Origin of the sequence: Mycolicibacterium phocaicum, assembly GCF_010731115.1 — a bacterium.
Taxonomy (GTDB): domain Bacteria; phylum Actinomycetota; class Actinomycetes; order Mycobacteriales; family Mycobacteriaceae; genus Mycobacterium; species Mycobacterium phocaicum.
Genome location: NZ_AP022616.1, coordinates 3789962 through 3813815, shown reverse-complemented (window position 1 = coordinate 3813815; position 23854 = coordinate 3789962). Strand labels below are relative to the sequence as shown.

21 protein-coding genes are annotated in these 23854 nt (G+C 67.8%); 15 read left to right on the top strand and 6 right to left on the bottom strand.

Features of this window, described 5'->3' with window-relative positions; translation table 11 throughout:
- Positions 1-188 precede the first annotated feature (188 nt).
- The 3 genes from G6N46_RS28955 to G6N46_RS18290 all read left to right on the top strand — a co-directional run bounded on the left by G6N46_RS28955 (position 189) and on the right by G6N46_RS18290 (position 2245).
- Positions 189-824, top strand: a complete 636-nt coding sequence (locus G6N46_RS28955) for a DUF2076 domain-containing protein (protein WP_138251302.1) — start codon at positions 189-191, stop codon at positions 822-824.
- A 153-nt stretch (positions 825-977) separates the two neighbouring features.
- Positions 978-1625: a hypothetical protein gene (locus G6N46_RS28950; RefSeq protein ID WP_138251303.1), complete on the top strand. Its 648-nt coding sequence runs from the start codon at positions 978-980 to the stop codon at positions 1623-1625.
- Positions 1626-1654: 29 nt separating this feature from the next.
- Positions 1655-2245, top strand: coding sequence for a hypothetical protein (locus tag G6N46_RS18290; RefSeq protein WP_138251304.1), 591 nt, complete (start codon positions 1655-1657; stop codon positions 2243-2245).
- Between the two features lie 191 nt (positions 2246-2436).
- Here G6N46_RS18290 and G6N46_RS18285 read toward each other — a convergent pair whose 3' ends face one another.
- The 4 genes from G6N46_RS18285 to G6N46_RS18270 are packed head-to-tail and all read right to left on the bottom strand — an operon-like array spanning position 2437 to position 7493.
- Positions 2437-2901, bottom strand: coding sequence for an SRPBCC family protein (locus tag G6N46_RS18285; RefSeq protein ID WP_138251305.1), 465 nt, complete (start codon positions 2899-2901; stop codon positions 2437-2439).
- Positions 2902-2942: 41 nt separating this feature from the next.
- Positions 2943-4592 (bottom strand): glycosyltransferase family 87 protein, encoded by a 1650-nt coding sequence (locus tag G6N46_RS18280; protein WP_138251306.1) that lies wholly within the window; start codon positions 4590-4592, stop codon positions 2943-2945.
- Positions 4589-7057 carry a transglycosylase domain-containing protein gene (locus G6N46_RS18275; RefSeq protein WP_163692862.1) on the bottom strand — a complete coding sequence of 823 codons (2469 nt, stop codon included), beginning with the start codon at positions 7055-7057 and terminating at the stop codon, positions 4589-4591. Before G6N46_RS18275 ends, G6N46_RS18280 begins: the two co-directional genes overlap by 4 nt.
- A gap of 4 nt (positions 7058-7061) precedes the next feature.
- Positions 7062-7493 carry a DUF5318 domain-containing protein gene (locus tag G6N46_RS18270; RefSeq protein ID WP_020099850.1) on the bottom strand — a complete coding sequence of 144 codons (432 nt, stop codon included), beginning with the start codon at positions 7491-7493 and terminating at the stop codon, positions 7062-7064.
- Between the two features lie 144 nt (positions 7494-7637).
- Here G6N46_RS18270 and G6N46_RS18265 point away from each other — a divergent pair, with 144 nt between their 5' ends.
- From G6N46_RS18265 to G6N46_RS18220, 10 genes are all read left to right on the top strand, one after another.
- Complete coding sequence (locus tag G6N46_RS18265) at positions 7638-8492, top strand: DUF1707 SHOCT-like domain-containing protein (RefSeq protein ID WP_082934498.1); 855 nt, start codon at positions 7638-7640, stop codon at positions 8490-8492.
- Positions 8493-8658: 166 nt separating this feature from the next.
- The gene (locus G6N46_RS18260) at positions 8659-9231 is read left to right on the top strand and encodes a PadR family transcriptional regulator (protein ID WP_064857478.1); all 573 of its coding nucleotides are present in this window, start codon (positions 8659-8661) and stop codon (positions 9229-9231) included.
- A 54-nt stretch (positions 9232-9285) separates the two neighbouring features.
- Complete coding sequence (locus G6N46_RS18255) at positions 9286-10374, top strand: inositol-3-phosphate synthase (protein WP_138251308.1); 1089 nt, start codon at positions 9286-9288, stop codon at positions 10372-10374.
- A gap of 185 nt (positions 10375-10559) precedes the next feature.
- On the top strand, positions 10560-11123 hold the full coding sequence (gene ahpC / locus G6N46_RS18250) for an alkyl hydroperoxide reductase subunit C (RefSeq protein ID WP_061006190.1): 564 nt from the start codon (positions 10560-10562) through the stop codon (positions 11121-11123).
- Between the two features lie 129 nt (positions 11124-11252).
- The gene (gene ahpF, locus G6N46_RS18245; protein ID WP_138251309.1) at positions 11253-12824 is read left to right on the top strand and encodes an alkyl hydroperoxide reductase subunit F; all 1572 of its coding nucleotides are present in this window, start codon (positions 11253-11255) and stop codon (positions 12822-12824) included.
- Positions 12825-12845: 21 nt separating this feature from the next.
- Positions 12846-13760 (top strand): Rv0045c family esterase, encoded by a 915-nt coding sequence (locus G6N46_RS18240; RefSeq protein WP_174814062.1) that lies wholly within the window; start codon positions 12846-12848, stop codon positions 13758-13760.
- A 9-nt stretch (positions 13761-13769) separates the two neighbouring features.
- Positions 13770-14552: an LLM class F420-dependent oxidoreductase gene (locus G6N46_RS18235; protein WP_138251311.1), complete on the top strand. Its 783-nt coding sequence runs from the start codon at positions 13770-13772 to the stop codon at positions 14550-14552.
- Between the two features lie 90 nt (positions 14553-14642).
- The gene (locus G6N46_RS18230; protein ID WP_138251324.1) at positions 14643-16391 is read left to right on the top strand and encodes an ABC transporter substrate-binding protein/permease; all 1749 of its coding nucleotides are present in this window, start codon (positions 14643-14645) and stop codon (positions 16389-16391) included.
- Positions 16388-17125 (top strand): amino acid ABC transporter ATP-binding protein, encoded by a 738-nt coding sequence (locus G6N46_RS18225; RefSeq protein ID WP_138251312.1) that lies wholly within the window; start codon positions 16388-16390, stop codon positions 17123-17125. The genes G6N46_RS18230 and G6N46_RS18225 overlap by 4 nt, the downstream gene beginning before the upstream one ends.
- A gap of 40 nt (positions 17126-17165) precedes the next feature.
- Complete coding sequence (locus G6N46_RS18220; protein ID WP_061006194.1) at positions 17166-17630, top strand: MarR family winged helix-turn-helix transcriptional regulator; 465 nt, start codon at positions 17166-17168, stop codon at positions 17628-17630.
- A gap of 10 nt (positions 17631-17640) precedes the next feature.
- Here the strand turns inward: G6N46_RS18220 and ggh are convergent, their stop codons facing one another.
- Positions 17641-18981 (bottom strand): glucosylglycerate hydrolase, encoded by a 1341-nt coding sequence (ggh, locus tag G6N46_RS18215; RefSeq protein ID WP_061006195.1) that lies wholly within the window; start codon positions 18979-18981, stop codon positions 17641-17643.
- Positions 18982-19035: 54 nt separating this feature from the next.
- On the opposite strand from ggh, the gene G6N46_RS18210 reads away from it, so the two are divergent.
- On the top strand, positions 19036-19701 hold the full coding sequence (locus tag G6N46_RS18210) for an SDR family oxidoreductase (RefSeq protein ID WP_138251313.1): 666 nt from the start codon (positions 19036-19038) through the stop codon (positions 19699-19701).
- A 63-nt stretch (positions 19702-19764) separates the two neighbouring features.
- Here the strand turns inward: G6N46_RS18210 and leuS are convergent, their stop codons facing one another.
- Complete coding sequence (leuS, locus tag G6N46_RS18205; RefSeq protein WP_138251325.1) at positions 19765-22617, bottom strand: leucine--tRNA ligase; 2853 nt, start codon at positions 22615-22617, stop codon at positions 19765-19767.
- A 225-nt stretch (positions 22618-22842) separates the two neighbouring features.
- Here leuS and G6N46_RS18200 point away from each other — a divergent pair, with 225 nt between their 5' ends.
- Complete coding sequence (locus G6N46_RS18200; RefSeq protein WP_138251314.1) at positions 22843-23850, top strand: LpqN/LpqT family lipoprotein; 1008 nt, start codon at positions 22843-22845, stop codon at positions 23848-23850.
- Positions 23851-23854: the final 4 nt, after the last annotated feature.

Here is a 23854-nt window from a genome sequence, read left to right as displayed (position 1 = left end):
ACCCATCACCTCCTATGGTCGTATCGGCCACGGCGTGTTCCGTGGCAGGAGGGTCGCCTGCGTCGGCAACCGGGTCAGGTTACCCGAAGAGCCCCTGAGCTGCGAAATCGGCTCTCCGAAGAGCTGTCCTGACGGGGCCGTCAAGATCGCTAGTCTGGGTCCAAGATCATTGTCGGCGAGGGGGACGCATGACGTATCCGCAGGGGCCTTACGGCCAGGGTTTCCCGGGGCAGCCCGGTTACCCGCAGCAGCCGGGGTATCCACAGGGCTACCCGACCCAGCCCGGCTACCAGCAGGGATACCCGCAGGCGGGCGGTTTTCCGGGCGGATTTCCGCCCGCACCCGTGCCGCCCGCGTCGACTGGCGGTGTCAGTGGGGTCATCGCGGGCGTGCTGGCGATCATGGGCGGAGTGCTGCATGGGGGCATCGGGAGCATGACGTTGTTCGACTCCCTCACGAAAGAACCGAACTCTTTCGGCACCCGCTCTTCATCGCACTTCGGCGACGTGGTCCTGTCGGTGTCGGTCGTCGGCGGTCTGCTGATTCTGGCCGGAGGCTTCCTGCTGCTGGCGCGCAAGACCGCGGGTCGGTGGCTCATCGCCGTCGGCTGCGTACCCATCTTCGCGTTCGGCCTGATGGGCTTCCTGGCGGCAAGTGCCGACGGGGATGGCGTCATAGGGGTGATCGCCCTCCCGGTTGCGATCTTTTCGGTGGTGACCGTCGTGTTGACCTTCCTGCCCTCGACCACCCGATGGATCCAGGCGAAGCGCGCTCCCGTTGCGCCGCAATACTTTCCGCAGTACCCGCCGCCATATCAGCGCTGAGGTGGGCGGCCGGCGTTCACTGCGAATCCACGCACACGATGGCTCGGGAGCTTTCGCGGCGTCAGTTCGCAGTCGATGCAAAAGCCTTCTGCGACCCCGGTATACGCGGCCCGCCGATAGGCTGGCTTCACCGTTTGCCAGCGAGGGGGACGCATGACGTATCCGCAGGGGCCGTACGGCCAAGGGTTTCCGGGGCAGCCCGGGTATCCCGAGCAGCCGGGGTATCCGCAGGGCTATCCGGCCCAGCCGGTCTACCAGCAGGGCTACCCACAGCCGGGCGGCTATCCCGGTGGGTTTCCCGGCGGGTATCCGCCTGTGCCATCGGCCCCGCCAAGTGGCGGCACGGCGGTCAGCGCGGCAGTCCTGTCGATTCTGGGTGCACTGGCCAACGGCGGAATGGGCCTGTCTGGCTTGTCGTCGATCGCCAGGGTCAGGAGCGAGTCCGCCGCCGCATTCCCCGGTGGGACCTATGCCCTCGCGGTCATGTTCTGCTTGTCAGGTGTCGTCGCGGCCTTACTGCTCTTGGCCGGCGCGACGATGTTGCTCATGCGCAAGATGCCCGGGCGCTGGCTGATTGTCGCCGGATGCGTACTGGTCATGGCCGGGACCGTCATCAGCTATGGACTACACAACGCCATCTCCGAGTACGAGGGCGGCCCTAGGTTTGGAGTCCCGGCGCTCGCTTTCCCGATCTTGACTCTCGTGTTGACCCTTCGGCCTTCAACCGTCGCGTGGCTTCAGGCCAAGCGCACTCCCGTTGCGCCGCAATACTTTCCGCCCTACCCGCCGCATCAGGGCTAAATGGATCAAGCCGGCGTCAAAGGGAACACATGACATATCCGCAGTACCCGCAGCCAGGCGCCTACCCCGTCCCGCCGGCGGCACCAGCCCAGCCGAGCGGCGGCACCGCGATCACCGCCGGCGTGCTGGCGGCGCTGGGCGGATTGCTCAGCCTCGGCATCACCGCGGTCTCGCTGTTCTTCTTGATCGTCATCGCATCGATCGGCAGCAACTTCGACCGCTCTGATGTCGAATTCCTCGACAGCATCTTCGGCGTTCTGGCCATCGGACTGGTCGCCGTGGTGATCATCGCGCTCGTGCTGGGCACGCTGCTGAGCGTGTTGCTCATCGCCGGCGCAGTGCTGCTCTTCCGGCGCAAGATGCTCGGCCGGTGGCTCGTGGTCAGTGGCTGTGCGGTGGCCATCGTGAGCAACCTGATGACCTCCGTCTTCACCACCGCCGTGACATCGGACGACTGGTACTCGCCCGAAGGTGTCGTCAGCGCCCTTCTGGGCCTGGCGTTCCCGATCATCACGATGGTCCTGGCATTGCTGCCGTCGACCACCGCGTGGATCAGGGCGGAGCAGAACCGGGCGGCGCCGCAATACTTTCCGCAGTACCCGCCGTCGTACCAGGGCTGAGTTCGAGAGAGCTCTCCTCTGGACATGTTCGATCCCGAGCCGTCAACTTTCATTGACCGTCAAGGCAAGTTGACGGCTCCAGATCGAAGTTGCCAAGGGAGAGAGCGGCGTACGCCGCGACTGTGCAGCCAGCGCGCCGCACCGCCGACTTGCGCAGTCTGTGCGCACGCTCGCGGCGACCGCGAAAGAACCTAGGCCTCGGCCGTCTTCTTGATCGCCGCCAGCGTCAGCGGGATGCCTTCTTTCGCGTACTTCGTCCGGAGCGCGATCTGCGCCTCGGCGTCGTCGGACCAGCGCTCGTGGAAGCCCGCGATGCCGGCCGGCAGGAACTCCCACGACTGCGTCAGGCGCGTGCCACCGTCGGCGGGATCCAGCGTGAAGCCCCAGCGAACCCAACCGCCATTGACCTCCCAGAAGAACTCGCGGCCGGGCTCGGCGACGACCACCTGGCTGCGCGTCTCCCAGGTTCGGTCACTGGTTTCGTTGCGGCCCTTGAACCAGGCGCCGGCCACCGGGCCGCCGTCCTCGTCCTCCCACCAGCACGCTTTGCACTGCGGGCTCCACTGACCCATCTTGGTCACGTCGGACACCAGGGCGTAGAGGGTCTCGGGATCGGAATCGATGACAACGGAATCGGAGAACGTCAGGTCGGTCACGCCCTCGACCCTGCCACCGCGCGCGCGGGAACGCAGCCCATTTATGCCGTGGGCGCAAGCTCCGGTTCCGGGTCGGGATCGGGTTCGGCGACGGCGATCGGCCGGGGCCGAAGCCGGGCGGGCAACCAGCGTGGCGGATTGTCGTCGGCCTCGTCGAACACGCCGCCGGACGGATCATCCACGCGGCCACCCCAGCGCACCAGATCCACCTCCGGCCGGTAGATGGCGCGAATCACCAACGCGCACAGGCCGATCACCGCGATATCGCGCAGCAGCACCGTGGTGGTGAAGAACTGCTCGGGCAGCCCGAGCTTCGGGTCGCCGTACAGGTACAGCATCCGCGGAATCCAGATCAGCGCATCAATGGTCATCCACGCCAACAAGATTCGGCGATGCGGGAGCGCCAGCGCGGCCAGCGGTACCAGCCACAGCGAGTACTGCGGGCTCCACACCTTGTTGGTCAGCAGGAACGCCGCGACGACCAGGAACGCCAGCTGCGCCAGCCGCGGCCGCTGCGGCGCCGTCCACGCGACGTAAGCGATTGCCGCACAACACAAGACGAACAGCAACGCGGTGACGGTGTTGAGGACCGTCGGCGGCTCCCAGAAACCGAGGTTGGTGTCGAACCCGCCCCAGCCGGTGAAGGACTTCACGACGTTGTAGAGCGAGTCCATGTCGTCGCCGCGCCGGGTGTTGAGCCGGAAGAACTCGGACCACCCGCGCGGGAACATCACCATGATCGGCAGGTTCACCGCGATCCACGTGACCAGCGCGGTGATCGCCGTCTTGGCCACCGGCCGCCACTTGCCGGTCCGCACCGCCAGCATCGCCAGCGGGATCAGCAACAGCAGCGGATACAGCTTGAGGGCAACCCCAACGCCGATCAGCAGTCCGGCCACCACCGGTTTTCGGCGAGACCAGGCGAGCATGGCGCCGGCCGCACATGCGGTCGCGAGCGCGTCGAAGTTGGTGAACGCCTGGAAGATCAGGATCGGCGATCCGGCCACCACGGCGGCGTCCCACGGCCGCCGGCCGGACATTCGCATGGTCGCCCACACGGTGGCCATCCAGGCCAGCGCGAGCCCGAACGCCGAGATGTTGAAGAACATGATCACCTCGGCGACCACCGGCATCCGGACCAGCTTGGACAGCGCCGTGTACGTCTTGGCCACCGACATGGACGCGTACTGGTACATGCCGGTCAGCACCGGATACTCCATGTAGCGGATCGCGCGGGTGCCGTCGTACTGGACGCGGGGTTTCTGCGCGCTGTCGGTTTCGATCCAGCTGGACTTGTACGGGAACTTGCCCAGGTTCAGCAGCTCCGCGGTGTACAGCGGCACGGTGTCCGAGTAGCAGAACTCGTAGTAGGCGCGCTGGTTCTGCCAGTTGGCGACGCGCTGATCGGCGGTGCCCGTGCCCGTCGTCACCAGGCACGGTGCCTTGGTGGTGTAGCCCAGCCCGAGGAAGACCAGCGCGATGATCAGCATCACCCGGAACGGTGTGAGGAACGGCGCCCGGCCGATCATGGCGTGCCGGCCCACCGGCCCGCCCACGACCCCGGACAGCGCCGCACCCATCACGTCGGTCCGGCTGGGCAGGTCCCGATCGTCGGCGCTGCGCAGGTCCCGGGCCAAGCGGGCCGGCGAGACCGTCGGGACGCCGGACTCGTCTGGTTCGTCGACCGTCACGGCGGCGGCGGGGGGCCAGGCTGGTTCGGGTCGCCACCGGCCGGAGGCGGCGGCGCATCCTGGTGCGGGGCAACCTGCATCGTGGTCGGCGGCCCGAACGGGATCGTGATGCCCGGCGCGATGACTAGCGTCGGCTGGACCACCGTCTCCGACGGCGCGCCCGGCATGGGCGCCTGGGGGTCATCGGGCGCCGGCGGCTTGATCACCGGTGCCTGCGGCACGCCCGCGTAGCCACCGATGGCCGTCGGCTTCGGGAACGACTCGTTGTCGGTGCCCTTCAGCGCGCCGTCCATCGTGGATTTCCAGATGTCCGACGGCAGGCCCGAGCCGTACACCGGCCCGCCGCCCTTGTTCACCAGCGGCTGCGTCCCGTTCGTCGTACCGACCCACACCGCGGTGGACAGCGACGGCGTGTAGCCGACCATCCACGCGTCGCGGTTGGCGCCGGTGTCACCCAGCTGAACTGTGCCTGTCTTGGCGGCCGACGGCCGCCCACCGGCCAGATTGTGGCCGCGCGAGTATCCGGCGATGGGCTGCATCGCCGAGGTCGCATTGTCGGCGACGGCCTTCGGGATCCGCTGCTCACCCGAGTTGTCCTGGGATGCCGCGTCGAACAGCACCTGTCCGTCGCCGTTGACGACCTTCTGCACGAAATGCGGCTTGTGGTACTCGCCGGACGCCGCGAGCGTCGCGTACGCCGACGCCATGTCCAGCGCACGGCTCTGGTACTGACCGAGCACGACGCCGTTGTTCGGCGGGCCGCCCTTGCCGTCCTCGGACAGCGTGTGCTCGACGCCCGGGAAGCTGTCGGCGACACCCGCCTTGTGCGCGGCGTCGGCGACGTCCTGCGCGCCGTGCTTGAGCTTGAGCATCAACCGGTAATAGCTGGTGTTCAGCGACCGCTTGAGCGCTTCGGCGATGCTGCAGGTGCCGCAGCCCTCGCCCTCGACGTTGGTGATGTTGATGCCGTTGACCGTCACCGGCGAGCTGTCGATCTGGTACCCCAGCCCGATGCCCTGCTCGAGGGCCGCCACCAGCGCGAAGACCTTGAACGACGAACCCGTCGGCAGACCGGCCTGCGCGAAGTCGAAGCCGTTGGCGTCGGAGCCGCCGTAGTAGGCCTTGATACCGCCGGTGTGCGGGTCGACCGACACCACCGCCGCGCGCATGTCATCGGCCTGGCCGTCCAGGTACTTCGACACCGCATCCTCGGCCGCCGACTGTGCCTTCGGATCGATGGTCGTGGTGACCTGCAGCCCCTCGGTGTTCAGCGCCTGCTCGTTGATGTTGAAGATGCTCTGCAGCTCCTTCATCACCTGCCGCTGGATCAGTCCGTTGGGTCCTTCGGTCTGGTTCGCCTGGCGCGCCTGCTCGGGCGGCACCGTGGCCGGGAACTTCTGCTGTGCGCGGTCCTCCTTGGACAGCGCGCCCATGGTCACCATGCCGTCGAGCACCCAGTTCCAGCGCTCGGCGGCGCCTTCCGGGTCGACGGCCGGATCCAGGGTCGACGGCCGCTGGATCAGTGCCGCGAGCAGCGCGCCCTCGGCCACGTCGAGCTGCTCGACTGGCTTGCCGAAGTACGCCTTCGACGCCGCGCCGATGCCGTAGGTGCCGCGGCCGAAATAGATGATGTTCAGGTACGACTGCAGCACTTCGTCTTTCGACCACTGCCGCGACATCTTGGTGGCGATCACCAGCTCCTTGGCCTTACGGACCAAGCCGCCCACGCCGGAGCGGGCGTCACCGACCAACGCGTTCTTCACGTACTGCTGCGTGATGGTCGACCCGCCCTGCAGGTCACCACCGAAGATGTTGTTCTTGAACGCCCGCGCGAAGCCGGAGAACGAGAAGCCCGGGTTGGTGTAGAAGTCCCGGTCCTCGGCGGCCATCACCGCGTTGCGGACGTGCACCGGGATCTGGTCGATGTTGACATCGACGCGGTTGCCTTCCGGCGGCACGAACTTCGCGAGCTCGCTACCGTCGCTGGCCAGGATGGTCGACACCTGGTTGGTCCGGATGTCGCCCGGCTTGGGGATGTCGACGATGAGGTACGCCATCGCGAACGTGACGATCGGCAGCACCAACAACACCACGGCGCCCGCGTAACAGAGCCGGCGGAACACCTTCCAGTTCCACTTGAACTGCGGCAACTTCGGACCGCCGGAGTTACCACCACTTCCGCCGCCGGTCCGCGGGGGCGGCGGAGGCGGCGACTTCGGTGGCGGGTTCATGCCCGCGCCCATGCCGACCGGAGCCTGGCCCGGCCGCTTGGTGCCGTCGAGCGCTGCCTTCACGGCGTCGATCGGATCCCGCAGCCGCGCATCGTCGGCCTTGCCGACGGGCGGCAGGATCATGGTGCGCCGGTCGTCCGGCGGCACGGGTCCGGGGCGTCCTTGCGGAGCGCCGGCGCCCGGTCCTCTGGTCGCGTCGTTGTCCGATCGGCTGTGGCGCCCAGCCCCACTCATTCCGTCACTCACTGGCGGTGCGCGCTTTCGAGCGCGCCGCGCGGGTGCCACGAGGCTTCGCCGCCTTCGGGGGACTCGGCGTCCCTAATACATATGACTTGACCAAATGATTCCAACTGCAAGTGCGGCATACCTCCACCACGTGAACCGCGAATTCGTCGAATTTGGCCGCCAGCAGGACGAGCTCTTCGGTGCTGCGGGCCGAACCCGACACCGCTCCGAGATGATCACCGAAGACCCACGACACCAATGTCAGCGGTTCTTTCCGGCAGATCGGGCACATCACCGAACTGGTACGACCATGAAATTTTGCTGCGCGCAGCAGGTAGGGGTTGGCGTCACACACCTCGGTGACGCCGGTACGGCCCGAGTAGACCTCGGCCAGCAGCGACCTGCGCCGGAGCGCATAGTCGACCACCTGCCGCTGCAATCGCACGTTGACCAGAGTACGTCGGGCACCTGAGCGCCGACGCGTGATGGCGCGCATGTAGCCGGGTTGTAGCCGGCTCGATAGGTGCAGCGGTAAACGGCTTGTGGCCGGGCTCACGCGCGCGCACCACCTGACCTTTACGCTTTCCCGGTGGCCACCGCAGCGACCCGGGCGAAAGACAGCGACCGCAACGACACCTGCCAGATCCTGGACACGGCACTGGCCGACGGCCAGCTGTCCGCCGAGGAGCACCGGCAGCGCGTCGCGGCGGCGACCCGGGCCGTCACGCTCGGCGAACTGCGCTCGCTGGTAACCGATCTGCAGACCGCGAACTCGTCGGTCAAACTGCCGCCGTTGAAGACCGGCGCGGGCCGCGCGGTGCGGTCGACCGGCTGGGGCATCCTGGCCGCCGGCGCCGCGGTGATGCTCGTGGTCGGTATCGCCATCGGCTGGGGCTTCTACGCCGCGCCCGGCCAGTCCCCGCTGACTGCCGCCGAAGACCCGGGTGCCAAGCCCGACGGCGTCGCTCCCGTGGTGCTCACCCCGCCGCGCCAGCTGCAGTCGCTCGGCGGGCTGACCGGACTGTTCACCCAGATGAAGAAGAAGTTCGGCGATACCACCGGCTACGAGCTGACCATCTACCCGGACTACGCGATCCTCGAGCGCCCCGACCCGGGCGAACCCCGCCGGGTGCTGCGGTACGACTACCGCGGCGGCTGGGACGACCCCGACACCACGACGGTGAGCAGTGACGAACGCGTCGTCGACCTCGGGAAGTTCAACTTCGAGAAGATCACCGGAATCCTGCACGGCGCGCCCGAGACGCTGGGCATCAAGCGTAACGAGATCAACACCGTCTACCTGATCTTCAAGGCCAGCAAGGACACCACCGCCCCGCCGGACACCGTCGCGATCTCGATCTATGTATCCGGGAAGTTCAACAACAGCGGCTACATCGAGATGGATCCCGAAGGCAATACCAAGCGCATCAACTACCCCGGCTGATTCGCCCCCTGTTCGGCCGGTGTTGACGGCCGCATCCAGCGCCGTTCATCTCCGTATGCGGCGTCGATTGGCCGCGTATATATCGGCGCGATACTATGGCGCGAGGTGTTGAAGCGTCCTAGCGCTCAATATGCGAGTCCGTCAATTCATGTCGGGAGGTGACACTGTGCTGGAGCTGGCCATCCTGGGGCTTCTGCTGGAGTCCCCCATGCACGGCTATGAGCTGCGCAAACGGCTGACCGGACTGCTCGGCGCGTTCCGGGCGTTCTCGTACGGCTCGCTGTACCCGGCGCTGCGTCGCATGCAGGCCGACGGCCTGATCGTCGAAGACGCGGCACCGCTCGGTGCGACGAAGGTGCGTCGCGCCCGTCGCGTCTACCAACTCACCGACGCCGGCAAGCAACGGTTCACCGAACTCGTCGCCGACACCGGCCCCCAGAACTACACCGATGACGGATTCGGTGTGCACTTGGCGTTCTTCAACCGGACTCCCGCCGAGGCCAGGATGCGAATCCTGGAAGGTCGGCGGCGTCAGGTCGAGGAACGTCGCGAAGGTCTGCGCGAGGCGATCGCACGGGCCAGCAGTTCACTCGACCGCTACACCCGGCAGCTGCATCAGCTCGGGCTCGAGTCCAGTGAGCGCGAAGTGAAATGGCTCAACGAGCTGATTGCTGCCGAACGCGTGGCAACTGCCGGACCGACGGTGCCGCCGTCACAAGGCCACGCCGACCAAACCTGAGCGCACGCGCCCCCGGGTGAATGCACTGAAAGAGTAGGAAAAGGAGACCGTCACATGTCTGAGTCGAACGAGGTTCGCGTCGCAATCGTCGGCGTAGGCAACTGCGCGGCGTCGCTCGTCCAGGGCGTGCAGTACTACCAGGACGCCGACGAGAGTTCGACCGTCCCGGGCCTGATGCACGTCAAGTTCGGGCAGTACCACGTGCGCGACGTGAAGTTCGTCGCCGCGTTCGACGTGGACGCCAAGAAGGTCGGCTTCGACCTCTCCGAGGCCATCGGCGCCTCCGAGAACAACACCATCAAGATCGCCGACGTGCCGCCGACCGACGTCATCGTGCAGCGCGGCCCGACCCTGGACGGCATCGGCAAGTACTACGCCGACACCATCGAGGTCTCCGACGCCGAGCCCGTCGACGTGGTCAAGGCCCTCAGGGACGCGAAGGTCGACGTCCTGGTCTCCTACCTGCCCGTCGGCTCCGAAGAGGCCGACAAGTTCTACGCCCAGTGCGCCATCGACGCCAAGGTCGCGTTCGTCAACGCCCTGCCCGTGTTCATCGCTTCGGACCCGGTGTGGGCCAAGAAGTTCGAGGACGCCGGCGTGCCGATCGTCGGTGACGACATCAAGAGCCAGGTCGGCGCCACCATCACCCACCGCGTGATGGCCAAGCTGTTCGAGGACCGCGGCGTCACGCTGGACCGCACCTACCAGCTGAACGTCGGCGGCAACATGGACTTCAAGAACATGCTCGAGCGCGAGCGCCTGGAGTCCAAGAAGGTCTCGAAGACGCAGGCCGTCACCTCGAACCTGACCGGCTCGCTGGCCGACAAGGTCTACGACAAGAACGTGCACATCGGCCCGTCGGACTACGTCGCGTGGCTCGACGACCGCAAGTGGGCGTACGTGCGCCTCGAGGGCCGCGCCTTCGGTGACGTGCCGCTGAACCTGGAGTACAAGCTCGAGGTGTGGGACTCCCCCAACTCGGCCGGCATCATCATCGACGCCGTGCGCGCCGCCAAGATCGCCAAGGACCGCGGCCTCGGTGGCCCGATCCTGCCGGCCTCGGCCTACCTGATGAAGAGCCCGCCGGTGCAGGTCGCCGACGACCTCGCCCGCCAGCAGCTGGAAACCTTCATCGAGGGGTAAATATCGACGTCAGAGTGGGCGGCCAGGTGAAACCTGGTCGCCCACTTGGCGTTTGGGGCATCGGAACCGCCGGCCCGGGTTTGTGAGACTGACCACAACTCGCCTTCAAACTGGATCGAGTCCAGAAAAAGCGACTAGTGTGGGGACTCGTAACAGACATCCGATAAACCCGAAGAGAGGTTCTCGTGGCCCTGATCAACAAGCAGATCAAGCCGTTCACCGCGACCGCATACAAGAACGGCACCTTCATCCCCGTGTCGGACGCCGACATCAAGGGCAAGTGGGCCATCTTCTTCTTCTACCCGGCCGACTTCACCTTCGTGTGCCCGACCGAGCTCGGCGACCTCGCCGACCACTACGAGGAGCTGCAGCGCCTCGGTGTCGAGGTGTTCTCGGTGTCCACCGACACCCACTTCACCCACAAGGCGTGGCACGACTCGTCCGACACCATCGGCAAGATCCAGTACGCCATGATCGGCGACCCGACCCTGCAGATCAGCACCAACTTCGAGGTGCTGCGTGAGGACCAGGGCCTGGCCGACCGCGGCACGTTCCTGGTCGACCCCGACGGCGTCGTCCAGTTCACCGAGGTCACCGCCGAGGGCATCGGCCGCAACGCCGCCGAACTGGTCCGCAAGGTCAAGGCCGCCCAGTACGTGCGCAACCACCCGGGCGAGGTCTGCCCGGCCAAGTGGGAAGAGGGCGAAGAGACCCTGGCCCCGTCGCTGGAACTCGTCGGCAAGATCTAGTTCCGCACTGCTGATGACGGTACGGGCCTGGTCCACCCGGGCCCGTACCGCTCACCAGAACTGCTTCACCCCAACATCTTTCGGGCCGCAACGGCCCAGCCATTCCTATCCTCGATGGAGTTGATCCGCATGCTCGACACCTCACTCGCCGGCCAATTGAAGTCCCTGCTGGAGCGGCTGACCGTGCCGATCGAGCTGGTGTCCTCCCTCGATGACGGTCCCAAGTCCGCCGAGCTCGCCGAACTGCTCACCGAGATCGCGGCGATGTCGGACAAGATCACCTACACGCGCACCGACGACGACGCCCGCCGGCCGTCGTTCGCCATCCGCCGCACCGGCACCGACGTCGAGGTGCGGTTCGCCGGCATCCCCCTCGGCCACGAGTTCTCCTCGCTGGCCCTGGCGCTGCTGCAGGTCGGTGGCTACCCCTCGAAGGAAGCCCCCGAGCTGCTCGAGCAGGTGCGCAACCTCGATGCCGACCTGCACTTCGAGACCTACTTCTCGCTGTCCTGCCAGAACTGCCCCGACGTGGTGCAGGCCCTGAACCTGATGGCGATCCTCAACCCGCGCATCAGCCACGTCGCCATCGACGGTGCGCTGTTCAAGGACGAGGTCGAACAGCGCAAGGTGCTCGCCGTTCCCACCGTCTTCCTGGGCGGTGAGGTGTTCGACTCGGGCCGCATGACGCTCGAGCAGATCATCGGCAAGGTCGACACCGGCGCAGCGCAGCGCACCGCCGAGGCCATCGCCGAGAAGGACCCCTTCGACGTGCTGGTGGTCGGCGGCGGTCCTGCCGGCGCCGCGGCCGCGATCTACGCCGCCCGCAAGGGAATTCGCACCGGTGTGGTCGCCGAGCGCTTCGGCGGTCAGGTGCTCGACACCATGGCCATCGAGAACTACATCTCCGTCCCGCACACCGAGGGACCGAAGTACGCCGCGGCGCTGGAAGCCCATGTCGGTGAGTACGACGTCGACGTCATGAAGACGCAGCGCGGCGCCAAGCTGCTGCCCGCGCTCGACGAGGGCGGCCTCGTCGAGATCGCGCTGGAGAGCGGCGCCTCGCTGACCGCGCGCACCGTCATCCTCGCGACCGGCGCCCGCTGGCGCGCGATGGACGTGCCGGGTGAGGCTGAGTACCGCAACAAGGGCGTCACCTACTGCCCGCACTGCGACGGACCGCTGTTCAAGGGCAAGCGTGTCGCCGTCGTCGGCGGCGGCAACTCCGGCGTGGAGGCCGCGATCGACCTCGCCGGCGTCGTCTCCCACGTGACGCTCATCGAGTTCGACTCGGTGCTGCGCGCCGACGAGGTGCTGCAGCGCAAGCTGCGCAGCCTGCCGAACGTCGACATCCTGCTGAGCACGCTGACCACCGAGGTCCTCGGCGACGGGGACCAGGTCACCGGCCTGACCTACCAGGACCGGACCACCGGCGAGTCGCACAACCTCGACCTGCAGGGCGTCTTCGTCCAGATCGGGCTGCTGCCCAACACCGAGTGGCTCGAGGGCAGCGTCGAGCTGTCCAAGCGCGGCGAGATCGTGATCGACGAGCGCGGCCAGACGTCCGTCCCCGGCGTGTTCGCCGCCGGCGACTGCACGACGGTGCCGTTCAAGCAGATCGTCATCGCCGCCGGAGCCGGTGCCACCGCGGCACTCTCGGCGTTCGATCACCTGATCCGGACCACCGCCCCGGTCGGCAGCTGAGCGCTCCACGGCTCGGGCGTAGTGTCCGAAGACGTGGCCCAGGAGATTTCTGACGACGACCTGCTGACGCTCGACGAGTTCGGGCTGCTGCACGAGAACGCCGAGCAGATCGGCGCCGACGGTCCGCTGCCGACGGTGGCGCGGATCGACGCCGGCCCGATCAGCATGCTGAAGTGGGGCGTCGCGGCACCCGAGGTGGTGTTCCTGCACGGCGGTGGGCAGAACGCCCACACCTGGGACACCGTGATCCTCGGCCTCGGCGTGCCGGCGCTGGCCATCGACCTGCCCGGGCACGGGCGGTCGGCGTGGCGCGAGGACGGGGACTACGGCCCGAAGCTCAACGCCGCGACAGTGGCGCCGGTGATTCGGGCGCACGCCCCCGAAGCCCGGCTGGTCGTCGGCATGTCCCTGGGCGGGCTGACGGCGCTGCGGATCGCGGCGACAGAACCCGCCCTGGTGCCCGAGCTGGTGCTGGTCGACGTCACGCCGTCGGCACCGGAGCGGCATGAGCAGATGACGCAGGCGCAGCTGGGCGCGGTGGCCCTGGTCAAGGGTGAGCGGAGCTTCCCGAGTTTCCAGGCGATGCTCGACGTCACCGTGGCGGCGTCACCGCACCGCAGCCGGAACTCGTTGCGACGCGGCGTGTTTCACAACGCCACGCAACTCGACGACGGCACCTGGACCTGGCGGTACGACGCGCTCCGCGTCGGCGACGGCTTTGTCGGGCTGTGGGACGACGTCCCGTCGATCACCATGCCGACTACGCTGGTGCGCGGTGCCAAGTCGTACTTCGTCCACGACGACGATGCCGCCGCCTTCGCCGCCGGTGCGCCGGGTTTCCAGCGCACCCACGTGGTCCCCGATTCCGGGCATTCGGTGCAGGGCGACCAGCCCGTCGCGCTCGTCGAGATCCTGCGGGGCGTGCTCGGCGGTTAGCGTGGGGTCATGACCCTTCCCATTCGCATCGGGGTTCAGCTGCAACCCCAACACTCCCCCGCCTACGGCCTCATGCGCGACGCCGTCCGCCGTGCCGAGGACCTCGGCGTCGACGTCGCCTTCAACTGGGACCACTTCTTCCCGCTGTACGGCGACCCCGACGGCGCGCACTACGAATGCTGGACCATGCTGGGCGCCTGGGCCGAGCAGACGTCGCGCATCGAGATCGGCGCGCTGGTCACCTGTAACTCTTACCGCAACCCCGAACTGCTGGCCGACATGGCCCGCACCGTCGACAACATCTCCGACGGACGGCTGATCCTGGGCATCGGATCGGGCTGGAAAGAGAAGGACTACGACGAGTACGGCTACGAATTCGGCACGGCCGGAAGCCGACTCGACGACCTGGCGGCGGCCATGCCGCGCATCATCGCGCGGCTGGGCAAGCTGAACCCTCAGCCCGTGCGCGACATCCCGATCCTGATCGGCGGGCAGGGCGAGCGCAAGACGCTCAAGCTCGTCGCGCAGTACGCGCAGATGTGGCACAGCTTCACCACGGCGTCGACCTACCCGGAGAAGGCCGCCGTGCTGGACAGGCATTGCGCCGACGTCGGCCGCGATCCGAGCACCATCGTCCGGTCGGCCGGCGTCGACAACAGCGGTGACGGCCTGATCGCCAACGCCGAAGCCCTTACCGCGCTGGGCGTTTCGTTGCTGACGGTGGGCGTCAATGGGCCCGACTACGACCTGGGCGACGCCGAGAAGCTGTGCCGGTGGCGCGACAGCCGGTAGCGGTGACTGCCCGGCCGGATGAATTCCCGACGAGCTGAAGCCGGGGCATTCGGCCGGGTACCGGCTAGGTTGACCTGCGTGACCTCATTCCTGCGTGCGACGGTAGCGATACTGGTGGCACTCCTGGTCGGCTCGCTGAGCGTGGGCGTGCCGGCCCGCGCCACCACGGACCAGTGCGCGCCACCGGGCGAGCAGAGCGCCAGCGCCCTGCCCACCAACCTGGCCACCGCCGCCCAAGGCGACGGCACCGACAAGTACACGACACCTGGTACCCAACCACTTTCGACGGTGCGCCCGGAGTCCTTGGGGCTGGGCACGCCCGGCGTGCTGACCGTCGGCACGCTGTCCGACGCCCCGCCGAGCATCTGTATCAACTCCAGCGGCCAGTTCACCGGGTTCGACAACGAGCTGCTGCGGGCCATCGCCGCAAAGATCGGCCTGCGCGTCAACTTCGTCGGCACCGACTTCGCGGGCCTGCTGGCCCAGGTCGCCTCCCGGCGCTTCGACGTCGGCTCGTCATCGATCACCACCACCGACGCCCGGCGGCGCACCGTCGGGTTCACCAACGGCTATGACTTCGGCTACTTTTCGCTCGTCGTGCCCACCGGATCGGCCATCAACGGATTCGGCGCACTGAAGGCCGGGCAGCGCATCGGCGTCGTGCAGGGCACCGTTCAGGAGGCGTACGTCGTCGACACCCTGCACCTGGAACCGGTGAAGTTCCCGGACTACGCCACGGTGTACGCCAACATCAAGACCCGGCAGATCGACGCCTGGGTGGCGCCGTCGCAGCAGGCCTCCGGCACGGTGCAACCGGGCGATCCGGCGCGCATCGTCGAAAACACCTTCAGCCTGGACAATTTCGTGGCCTACGCGGTCGCCAAGGAGAACAAGCCGCTGATCGACGCGCTCAACGCAGGGCTCGACGCGGTGATCGCCGACGGCACCTGGGCGCGGCTCTACGCCGACTGGGTCCCCCGGGCGCTACCGCCGGGCTGGAAGCCCGGATCGAAGGCCGCACCGGTGCCGCAGCTGCCCGACTTCAACGCCATCGCCGCGTCGCACGCGTCGGCGGCCCCGTCGGCCGGGCCCGCGCCCAAATCGACGCTGTCCCAACTGAAAGACGCGTTCCTTGACTGGCATCTGTACCGGCAGGCCATTCCCGACCTGTTCAAGACCGGTCTGCCGAACACGCTGATCCTGACGGTCAGCGCCAGCGTCATCGGCCTGATCATCGGCATGGCACTGGCCATCGCCGGTATCTCCCGGTCACGCTGGCTGCGCTGGCCGGCCCGGGTGTACACCGACATCTTCCGCGGCCTGCCCGAAGTGGTGATCATCCTGGTGATCGGGCTGGGTATCGGGCCCGTCGTCGGCTCGCTGACGGGAAACAACCCGTACCCCTTGGGAATTGCCGCGCTGGGCCTGATGGCGGGCGCCTACATCGGTGAGATTCTGCGCTCGGGTATCCAGAGTGTGGACGCCGGCCAGCTCGAGGCGTCGCGCGCGCTGGGCTTCGGCTATCCGGCGTCGATGCGCCTGGTGGTGGTGCCGCAGGGCGTGCGACGGGTACTGCCGGCGTTGATGAACCAGTTCATCTCGCTGCTGAAGGCGTCGTCCCTGGTGTACTTCCTCGGGTTGATCGCCAGCCAACGGGAGCTGTTCCAGGTCGGCCGCGACCTCAACGCGCAGACCGGGAACCTGTCACCCCTGGTGGCCGCCGGACTGTTCTATCTGGCCCTGACCGTTCCGCTGACCCATCTGGTCAACTACATCGACCGGCGACTCAGCAGGGGCAAGCCCGTCGCAGCCGAGATCGCGACCCAGGAGATCATATGACCACGCCGCAGGCAGTTTCCCTGGCCGCCAACGATATTCACCTGTCGTTCGATGCCAACACGGTGTTGCGCGGCGTCGACCTCGACGTCCCGGCCGGCACCACGACGGCAGTCATCGGGCCGTCGGGCTCGGGCAAGTCGACGCTGCTGCGCACCCTGAACCGGTTGTACGAGCCGGACCGTGGCGACATCCTGCTCGACGGCCGATCGGTGCTGAAGGACAACCCCGATCAGCTGCGTCAGCGGATCGGGATGGTCTTCCAGCATTTCAACCTCTTCCCGCACCGGACGGTGCTGGAGAACGTCACGCTGGGGCCCCGGAAACTCAAGGGCCTGGACAGTGCCGCGGCCCGCGAACTCGGGCTGCAACTGCTGGACCGCGTGGGGCTCAAACACAAGGCCGACGTGCGCCCGGCAACCCTTTCCGGCGGGCAACAGCAACGTGTCGCGATCGCCCGCGCCCTGGCCATGAGCCCTCAGGTGATGTTCTTCGACGAGGCCACTTCGGCGCTGGATCCCGAATTGGTCAAGGGCATCCTGACGCTCATCAGCGAACTCGGAGCGGACGGCATGACCATGGTGGTGGTGACGCACGAGATGGGTTTCGCCCGGTCAGCGGCAGATTCGGTGGTGTTCATGGATGGCGGCCGGGTGATCGAGACCGGAACGCCCGAGCAGATCTTCGAATCCGCCGAAACTCAACGTTTACGTCAATTTCTGGCGCAGGTTGTCTAATACCGACCAGTATCCGGCATACACGTTAGACTATCGAACTATGTCGTCGACGGAGCCGCAGGTGGCGGACCTTGCAGGAGACCTGCAACAGGTCCTCTCCAAGCTGTTCAACGTGATGCGCCGCCGCGTCGAGATCCCCAAGGACGCCGAAGCCGGTGCCGATCTGACGTTGGCGCAGCTGTCCATCCTGCTCACCCTGCTGGACCGGGGGCCCATCCGGATGACGGAGTTGGCCGCCCACGAACGGGTCCGCACGCCCACCACCACGGTGGCGATCCGCCGCTTGGAGAAGCTGGGACTGGTCAAGCGGTCCCGTGACCCTTCCGATCTGCGCGCCGTCCTGGTGAACGTCACGCCGCGCGGACTGGTGCAGCACCGCGAGGCTCTCGAGGCCCGTCGTCAGGTGCTCATCGCGATGATGGCCAAGCTGACACCCGAGGACATCGACAACATCTCCAAGGCCCTTGCGCCGCTGGAGAAGCTGGCCACCAGCAACGACGACTAGGTCCGCCGGGTCAGCCCAGCCAGTCGAGCACGGCGGCGGCGGTCCACGACTGCTGCATGCTGCCGAGCGGTTCCCCGGTGAAGGGTTCGTAGTACTCGGCGAACGTGCCATCGCTGGCCTGCCGCAAGCCTTCCCGGCGCAGGATCGAGGCGCGCTCGGACCAGCCGCGGCGCGCGAAACACCACGAGAACAACCACGTCATCACCGGCCACACCGGGCCGCGCCAGTATTCGCGTGGCCGGAAATCGCGCGACACCGGTGACGTCGACGGGATCAGCGGATACTTGAGATCTGGGTGCGCGCAGAACCGCGGACCCTCCAGCAGGCGCAGCAGCGCCCGTTCGCGATCGTGCGGCAGACCGCCGCAGAGCAACGGTGCGAACTGCGCCACGGTCTCACTCGGAATCCACTTGCCGGCCCGCAGATCGAAGTCGCGCGCCGCGCCGGTACGCTCGTCGGTGGTCGCCACCACGCCTTGCCGGAACCGTTCGGCCCACGAATAGAGTTCGCGCACATCGGAATTCGGCCGTTTGTAGTCCTCGCCGATCTCGGCGAGTACCGTGCACGCCACCGACAGGATGGCCGAGACGAAGACGTCCTCGACCTGGAAGCTCAACACTTTCGGCAGCAGCGCGTCGTCATACCGGACGGACTTCATCTCCTCCAGCAGCCACAGGTAGCGGTCGTACTCGACATCGGACGGCCGCTGGCTGGTGTCGGTGATGATCGCGTTGTCCTCGCGCTGGTACTCGGGCACCGCACCCGGAACCACGTTGGCGTACGCGCTGTCCCAGCGCGGTGAGTTGTCCATGCCGGACTCCCAGCCGTGGTACAGCGTCACCCGGCCGTGCTCCTGGGGGTCGCGGGCCTCGGCCAGCCAGCGGTGCCAGCGCACCAGGTCGTCCCACCGGCGGTCCAGGAAGGCCTCGGCGACCACCCGGGTCGAGCGCCCGCGGGTGCGGGCGTGGTCCAGAATCCGTTGCACCGCAATGGCATGCACTGGCGGCTGGGTGATACCGGAGGTGTCCCGGTTGCGCGGCGCGTTGACGGCCAGGCTCGAGGTCTCCCACCGGGCCGGCCCCGGGAAATAGCCGTCGACGCCGTTGGCGAACACGATGTGCGGGATCATGCCGTTGGCCCACTGCGCCGACAGGAGCGTATCCAGCTCGACCACGGCACGCTCGACCGTCAGCGACGCCAGGCCGATCGATACGAACGCGGCATCCCAGCTCCACATGTGCGGATACAGCAACGGCGCGGCCGTCGTCATGACGCCCAGGTCATTACCGCGCAGCAGGTAGGCGGCGCGGGCCGAGAGCTGGGTGGGCGCGAAGCTGTGGTCGGGTGGCATCGCTGTCTATTGTGCGTCGCCGCCCGGGGATTCGCTGATCGGTAGGCTCACGCCATGCCGACCGCAATGATCACCGGCGCGTCCCGGGGCCTCGGAATGGCCATCGCCGAAGCCCTCGCGCCGACCCACACGCTGTTCCTGGCCGGCCGGCCGACGGCCGAACTCGACGCCGTGGCCGAGCGACTGGGCGCGACGACGTGGCCCATGGACCTCACCGACTACGAGGGCGTCGAGGCGACGGTCGAGCCGATCGTGGAACTCGACGTACTGATCCACAATGCCGGCGTGGCATACCCGGGCCGGGTGGGCGAATCCTCCATCGAGGAGTGGCGGGCCACCATGGAAGTCAATGTGCTTGGCGCCGTGGGGCTTACCCTGCCGCTGCTGCCGGCCCTGCGGGCGGCCCGGGGTCAGGTGATCTTCGTCAACTCCGGTGCCGGCCGCAGCCCGTCCCCCGGGCTGGCGTCGTACACGGCCAGCAAGTTCGCGCTGCGGGGCTTCGCCGATGCCCTTCGCGCCGACGAACCGGCACTGCGGGTGACGACGGTCTACCCCGGCCGGATCGACACCGACATGCAGTGGAACCTGGTGGCCTATGAAGGCGGCGAATACAAGCCGGAGCGCTTCCTCAAGCCCTCGACCGTCGCCCAGGTGATCGCCCAGGTCGTGGCGACCCCCGACGACGCCCACCAGCACGAGGTGATCATCCGCCCCCGCTGATTCCCGAGGGATTTGTGCACGATTTTCCGCGGTCGGCGCGGAAAATCGTGCACAAATCCCAGGTCAGGCGACGATGTTGACCAGTCGGCCGGGGACGACGATGACCTTCTTGGGTGTGGCCCCGGCCAGGAAGGCCTGCACCTTCTCGTCGGCGAGGGCCGCGGCTTCCAGCGTGGCCTTGTCGGCATCGGCAGCGACGACGATCTTGCCGCGCACCTTGCCGTTGACCTGGACCGGGTACTCGACGGTGTCGTCGACCAGGTAGCGCTCGTCGGCGACCGGGAACGGGCCGTGGGCGAGCGACTTCTCGCTGCCCAGACGGCGCCACAACTCCTCGGCCAGGTGCGGCGCCAGCGGCGCGACCATCAGCACCAGCGGCTCGACCGCGGCGCGCGCGGTCACGCCCTCCTTGGTGAGGTGGTTGGTGTACTCGATGAGCTTGGCGGCGGCGGTGTTGTTGCGCAGCGCCGCGTAGTCCTCGTTCACACCGGCGATGGTCTTGTGCAGCTGCTTGAGCGTCTCCTCGGACACCGCATCGTCGGAAACCCTTGGCTCACCCGTGGTTTCGTCGACTGCGACACGCCACACGCGTTGCAGGAACCGGTGCGCGCCGACGACGTCCTTGGTGGCCCAGGGCCGCGACGCCTCCAGCGGGCCCATCGACATCTCGTAGACGCGCAGGGTGTCGGCGCCGTATTCCTCGCAGATCTCGTCGGGCGAGACGGAGTTCTTCAGGCTCTTGCCGATCTTGCCGAACTCCTGGTTGACCTCGATCTCGCCGTCCGGGCCGGTCCAGAAGAACTTGCCTTCGCGTTCAACGACTTCCGCCGCCGGCACGTAGCTACCGCGGGCGTCGGTGTAGGCGAACGCCTGGATGTAGCCCTGGTTCACCAGGCGGCGGTACGGCTCGCGCGACGACACGTGGCCGAGGTCGAACAGCACCTTGTGCCAGAACCGCGAGTACAGCAGGTGCAGCACCGCGTGCTCGACACCGCCGACATAGAGGTCGACGCCGCCCGGATCGCCGGCGCCGTGGATCTCGGGCCGCGGGCCCATCCAGTAGGCCTCGTTCTCCTTGGCGCAGAACGCTTCCGAGTTGTGCGGGTCGGCGTAGCGCAGCTCGTACCAGGAGCTGCCGGCCCACTGCGGCATGACGTTGGTGTCGCGGGTGTAGGACTTGAGCCCGTCACCGAGATCGAGGTCGACGTGCACCCACTCGGTGGCCTTGTTCAGCGGCGGCGACGGCTCGCTGTCGGCGTTGTCCGGGTCGAACAGCACCGGCGAGTAGTCGGGCACGTCCGGAAGTTCCACGGGCAGCGCTGAATCCGGCAGCGGGTGGGCCTGGCCGTCGGCGTCGTAGACGATCGGGAACGGCTCGCCCCAGTACCGCTGGCGCGCGAAAAGCCAGTCCCGCAGCTTGAATTCGACGCGGGCCTGGCCGCGGCCGTCCGCGACCAGTTTCTCGGTCACGGCGGCCTTGGCGTCGACGACGTTCAGCCCGTCGAGGTAGCCGGAGTTCACCAGCGCGCCGTCGCCCGTGTACGCCGACTCCGAAAGATCGCCACCGGCAATGACTTCCACGATGGGCAGACCGAACGCCGTCGCGAACTCCCAGTCACGCTGGTCGTGGCCGGGCACCGCCATGATGGCGCCGGTGCCGTAGCCGGCCAGCACGTAGTCGGCGATGAAGATCGGAACCTGCTGTCCGTTCACCGGATTGGTGGCGTAGGCGCCGGTGAAGACGCCGGTCTTGGTCTTGTTCTCCTGGCGCTCCAGGTCGGACTTCGCGGCGATGGCGGCGCGGTACACGGCGACCGCCTCGGCCGGCGTGGCCGCACCGTTGGTCCACCGGTCGTCGACGCCGGCGGGCCACGAACCGGCCAGCAGCGAATCCACCAGGTCATGCTCGGGGGCCAGCACCAGATACGTGGCGCCGAACAGCGTGTCCGGGCGGGTGGTGAAGACCTCGATGTCGGAATCCCCCGCGGAGAACAGCACCTCGGCGCCGACGGAGCGGCCGATCCAGTTGCGCTGCATGGCCTTGACCTTGTCGGGCCAGTCCAGCACCTCCAGGTCCTCGAGCAGCCGGTCGGAGTACGCGGTGATGCGCATCATCCACTGCCGCAACCGCTTCCGGAACACCGGGAAGTTGCCGCGTTCGCTGCGGCCGTCGGAGGTGACCTCCTCGTTGGCCAGCACGGTGCCCAGACCCGGGCACCAGTTGACCATCGAATCGGAGCGGTAGACCAGACGATGCGCGTCGACGACCTCGGCCCGTTCGGCGGCCGACAGCGCCGACCAGTCCCGACCGTCATCGAGAGTCCGTGCGCCGGAATCGAATTCGGCGATCAGCTCGGAGATCGGACGGGCCTTCTGCTGCGCCGCGTCGAACCAGGCGTTGTAGATCTGCAGGAAGATCCACTGCGTCCACTTGTAGAAGTCGGTGTCGGTGGTGGCGAAGCTGCGGCGCGAGTCGTGGCCCAGGCCCAGCCGTCCCAGCTGCCGCCGGAAGTTGACGATGTTGGCCTCGGTCCGGGTCCGCGGGTGCGTGCCCGTCTGCACCGCGTACTGCTCGGCGGGCAGACCGAACGCGTCGAAGCCCAGGGCGTGCAGGACGTTGCGGCCCGTCATGCGGAAGTAGCGCGCGTACACGTCGGTGGCGATGTAGCCCAGCGGGTGCCCGACGTGCAGGCCGTCGCCCGAGGGGTACGGGAACATGTCCTGCACGAACATCTTGTCCGCCGGCACCGGCGAACCGTCGGTGGGTGCGAGCGATCCGACCGGGTTGGGCACGTTGAAGGTGCCGCGGTCCGTCCACACCTGCTGCCAGTCGGCCTCGATGCGGCCGGCCAGTTCGGCCGTGTAACGGTGCTGCGGGCTGTCGGCGTCAACGGCAACGGCCGCCTCGGGACGCACGTTGGCCTGCGCATTCGGGGAATCGCTCACGTGCACAGGGTAGTCAACACCCCCGGCGCGACCTGCATCACGCCAGCCGATAGGCGTTGGTCTCGGTTCCGTTGCAGTGCGGTCAGAGCACGGTTGCAGGTGCGCGCCGGATCTGGTGGGCACCGCGCACACCTCCCTACAGTCGGCTCCAGTGCAACGCGTGAGACAGAAGTGAAGCGGAAGGACCGACGCCACATGTTCGAGAACGCCCGCCACTGGCGGCTTCTGGCAGGAGGTGTCGCCGCGGGGCTGGCGGGCGTCGTCGGCTTCGCAGGCAACATCGCATCCGCCGATCCCCTGCCGCCCCAGCCCGTCGTCCCGGCTCCCGCGACGGTGACTCAGACGGTCACCGTGCAGGCCGCGCCGGCGCCGGCGGCTGCCGCTCAACCGGCCGGACCGGCGTTCATCCCCGCCGGTCAGCCCGCCGGGGTACCTCAGCCGGCCACGCTTCCCCAGCCCGCGGTGGCGCAACCGGTCATCGCCCCGGCGCCGGCCCCGGTACCCGCCATCGCCCCGGCAGCTTCGGGCACCATCGCCGAGTTCTTCCGCGCCCACAACGTCGCCATGCAGCGGCAGACGGCCGCCGGCTTCACCGCGCTGAACATCGTCCTGCCGGTGCCCCCGGGCTGGGCCGCGGTGCCCGATCCGAACGTGCCCGACGCCTTCGCCGTCATCGCGGACCGCGTCGGTGGCGACGGCCTCTACACCTCGAACGCCGCGCTGCAGGTCTACAAGCTGGTCGGCGACTTCGACCCGCGCGAAGCCATCAGCCACGGCTTCATCGACAGCCAGCAGCAGGTCGCGTGGCGCTCGACCGACGGTTCGATGGCCGACTTCTACGGCATGCCGTCGTCGATCATCGAAGGCACCTACCGCGAGAACAACATGACGCTGAACACCTCGCGGCGGCACGTCATCGCGACGTCGGGCACAGACCGCTACTTGGTCACCCTGTCGGTGACCACAAGTGCCCAGGTGACCGTCGCGTCCGGCAACGCCACCGATGCCATCGTCAACGGGTTCAAGGTCAGCGCGCCGGGTGCACCGGCCGCCGTTCCCGCACCAGCCGCAGTGCCGGCGCCGGCCGCACCTGCTCCCGCCCCGGCTCCGGCCGCGCCGATGGTCCCGGCACCGGCCGCCGTCCTGCCGCACACCGCCGGCGCCGTGCCGCTAACCGCGTCGATCCCAGGCCTGGGCCGCTGACCGG

Excerpts from the sequence above, each read along its gene's own strand:
- G6N46_RS28955 (WP_138251302.1), top strand. The coding sequence starts at position 189 with ATGACGTATCCGCAGGGGCCTTACGGCCAGGGTTTCCCGGGGCAGCCC.
- G6N46_RS28950 (WP_138251303.1), top strand. The coding sequence starts at position 978 with ATGACGTATCCGCAGGGGCCGTACGGCCAAGGGTTTCCGGGGCAGCCC.
- G6N46_RS18290 (WP_138251304.1), top strand. The coding sequence starts at position 1,655 with ATGACATATCCGCAGTACCCGCAGCCAGGCGCCTACCCCGTCCCGCCG.
- G6N46_RS18275 (WP_163692862.1), bottom strand. The coding sequence starts at position 7,057 with ATGAGTGGGGCTGGGCGCCACAGCCGATCGGACAACGACGCGACCAGA.
- G6N46_RS18255 (WP_138251308.1), top strand. The coding sequence starts at position 9,286 with ATGTCTGAGTCGAACGAGGTTCGCGTCGCAATCGTCGGCGTAGGCAAC.
- ahpF (WP_138251309.1), top strand. The coding sequence starts at position 11,253 with ATGCTCGACACCTCACTCGCCGGCCAATTGAAGTCCCTGCTGGAGCGG.
- G6N46_RS18235 (WP_138251311.1), top strand. The coding sequence starts at position 13,770 with ATGACCCTTCCCATTCGCATCGGGGTTCAGCTGCAACCCCAACACTCC.
- G6N46_RS18225 (WP_138251312.1), top strand. The coding sequence starts at position 16,388 with ATGACCACGCCGCAGGCAGTTTCCCTGGCCGCCAACGATATTCACCTG.
- G6N46_RS18220 (WP_061006194.1), top strand. The coding sequence starts at position 17,166 with ATGTCGTCGACGGAGCCGCAGGTGGCGGACCTTGCAGGAGACCTGCAA.
- ggh (WP_061006195.1), bottom strand. The coding sequence starts at position 18,981 with ATGCCACCCGACCACAGCTTCGCGCCCACCCAGCTCTCGGCCCGCGCC.
- G6N46_RS18210 (WP_138251313.1), top strand. The coding sequence starts at position 19,036 with ATGCCGACCGCAATGATCACCGGCGCGTCCCGGGGCCTCGGAATGGCC.
- G6N46_RS18200 (WP_138251314.1), top strand. The coding sequence starts at position 22,843 with ATGTTCGAGAACGCCCGCCACTGGCGGCTTCTGGCAGGAGGTGTCGCC.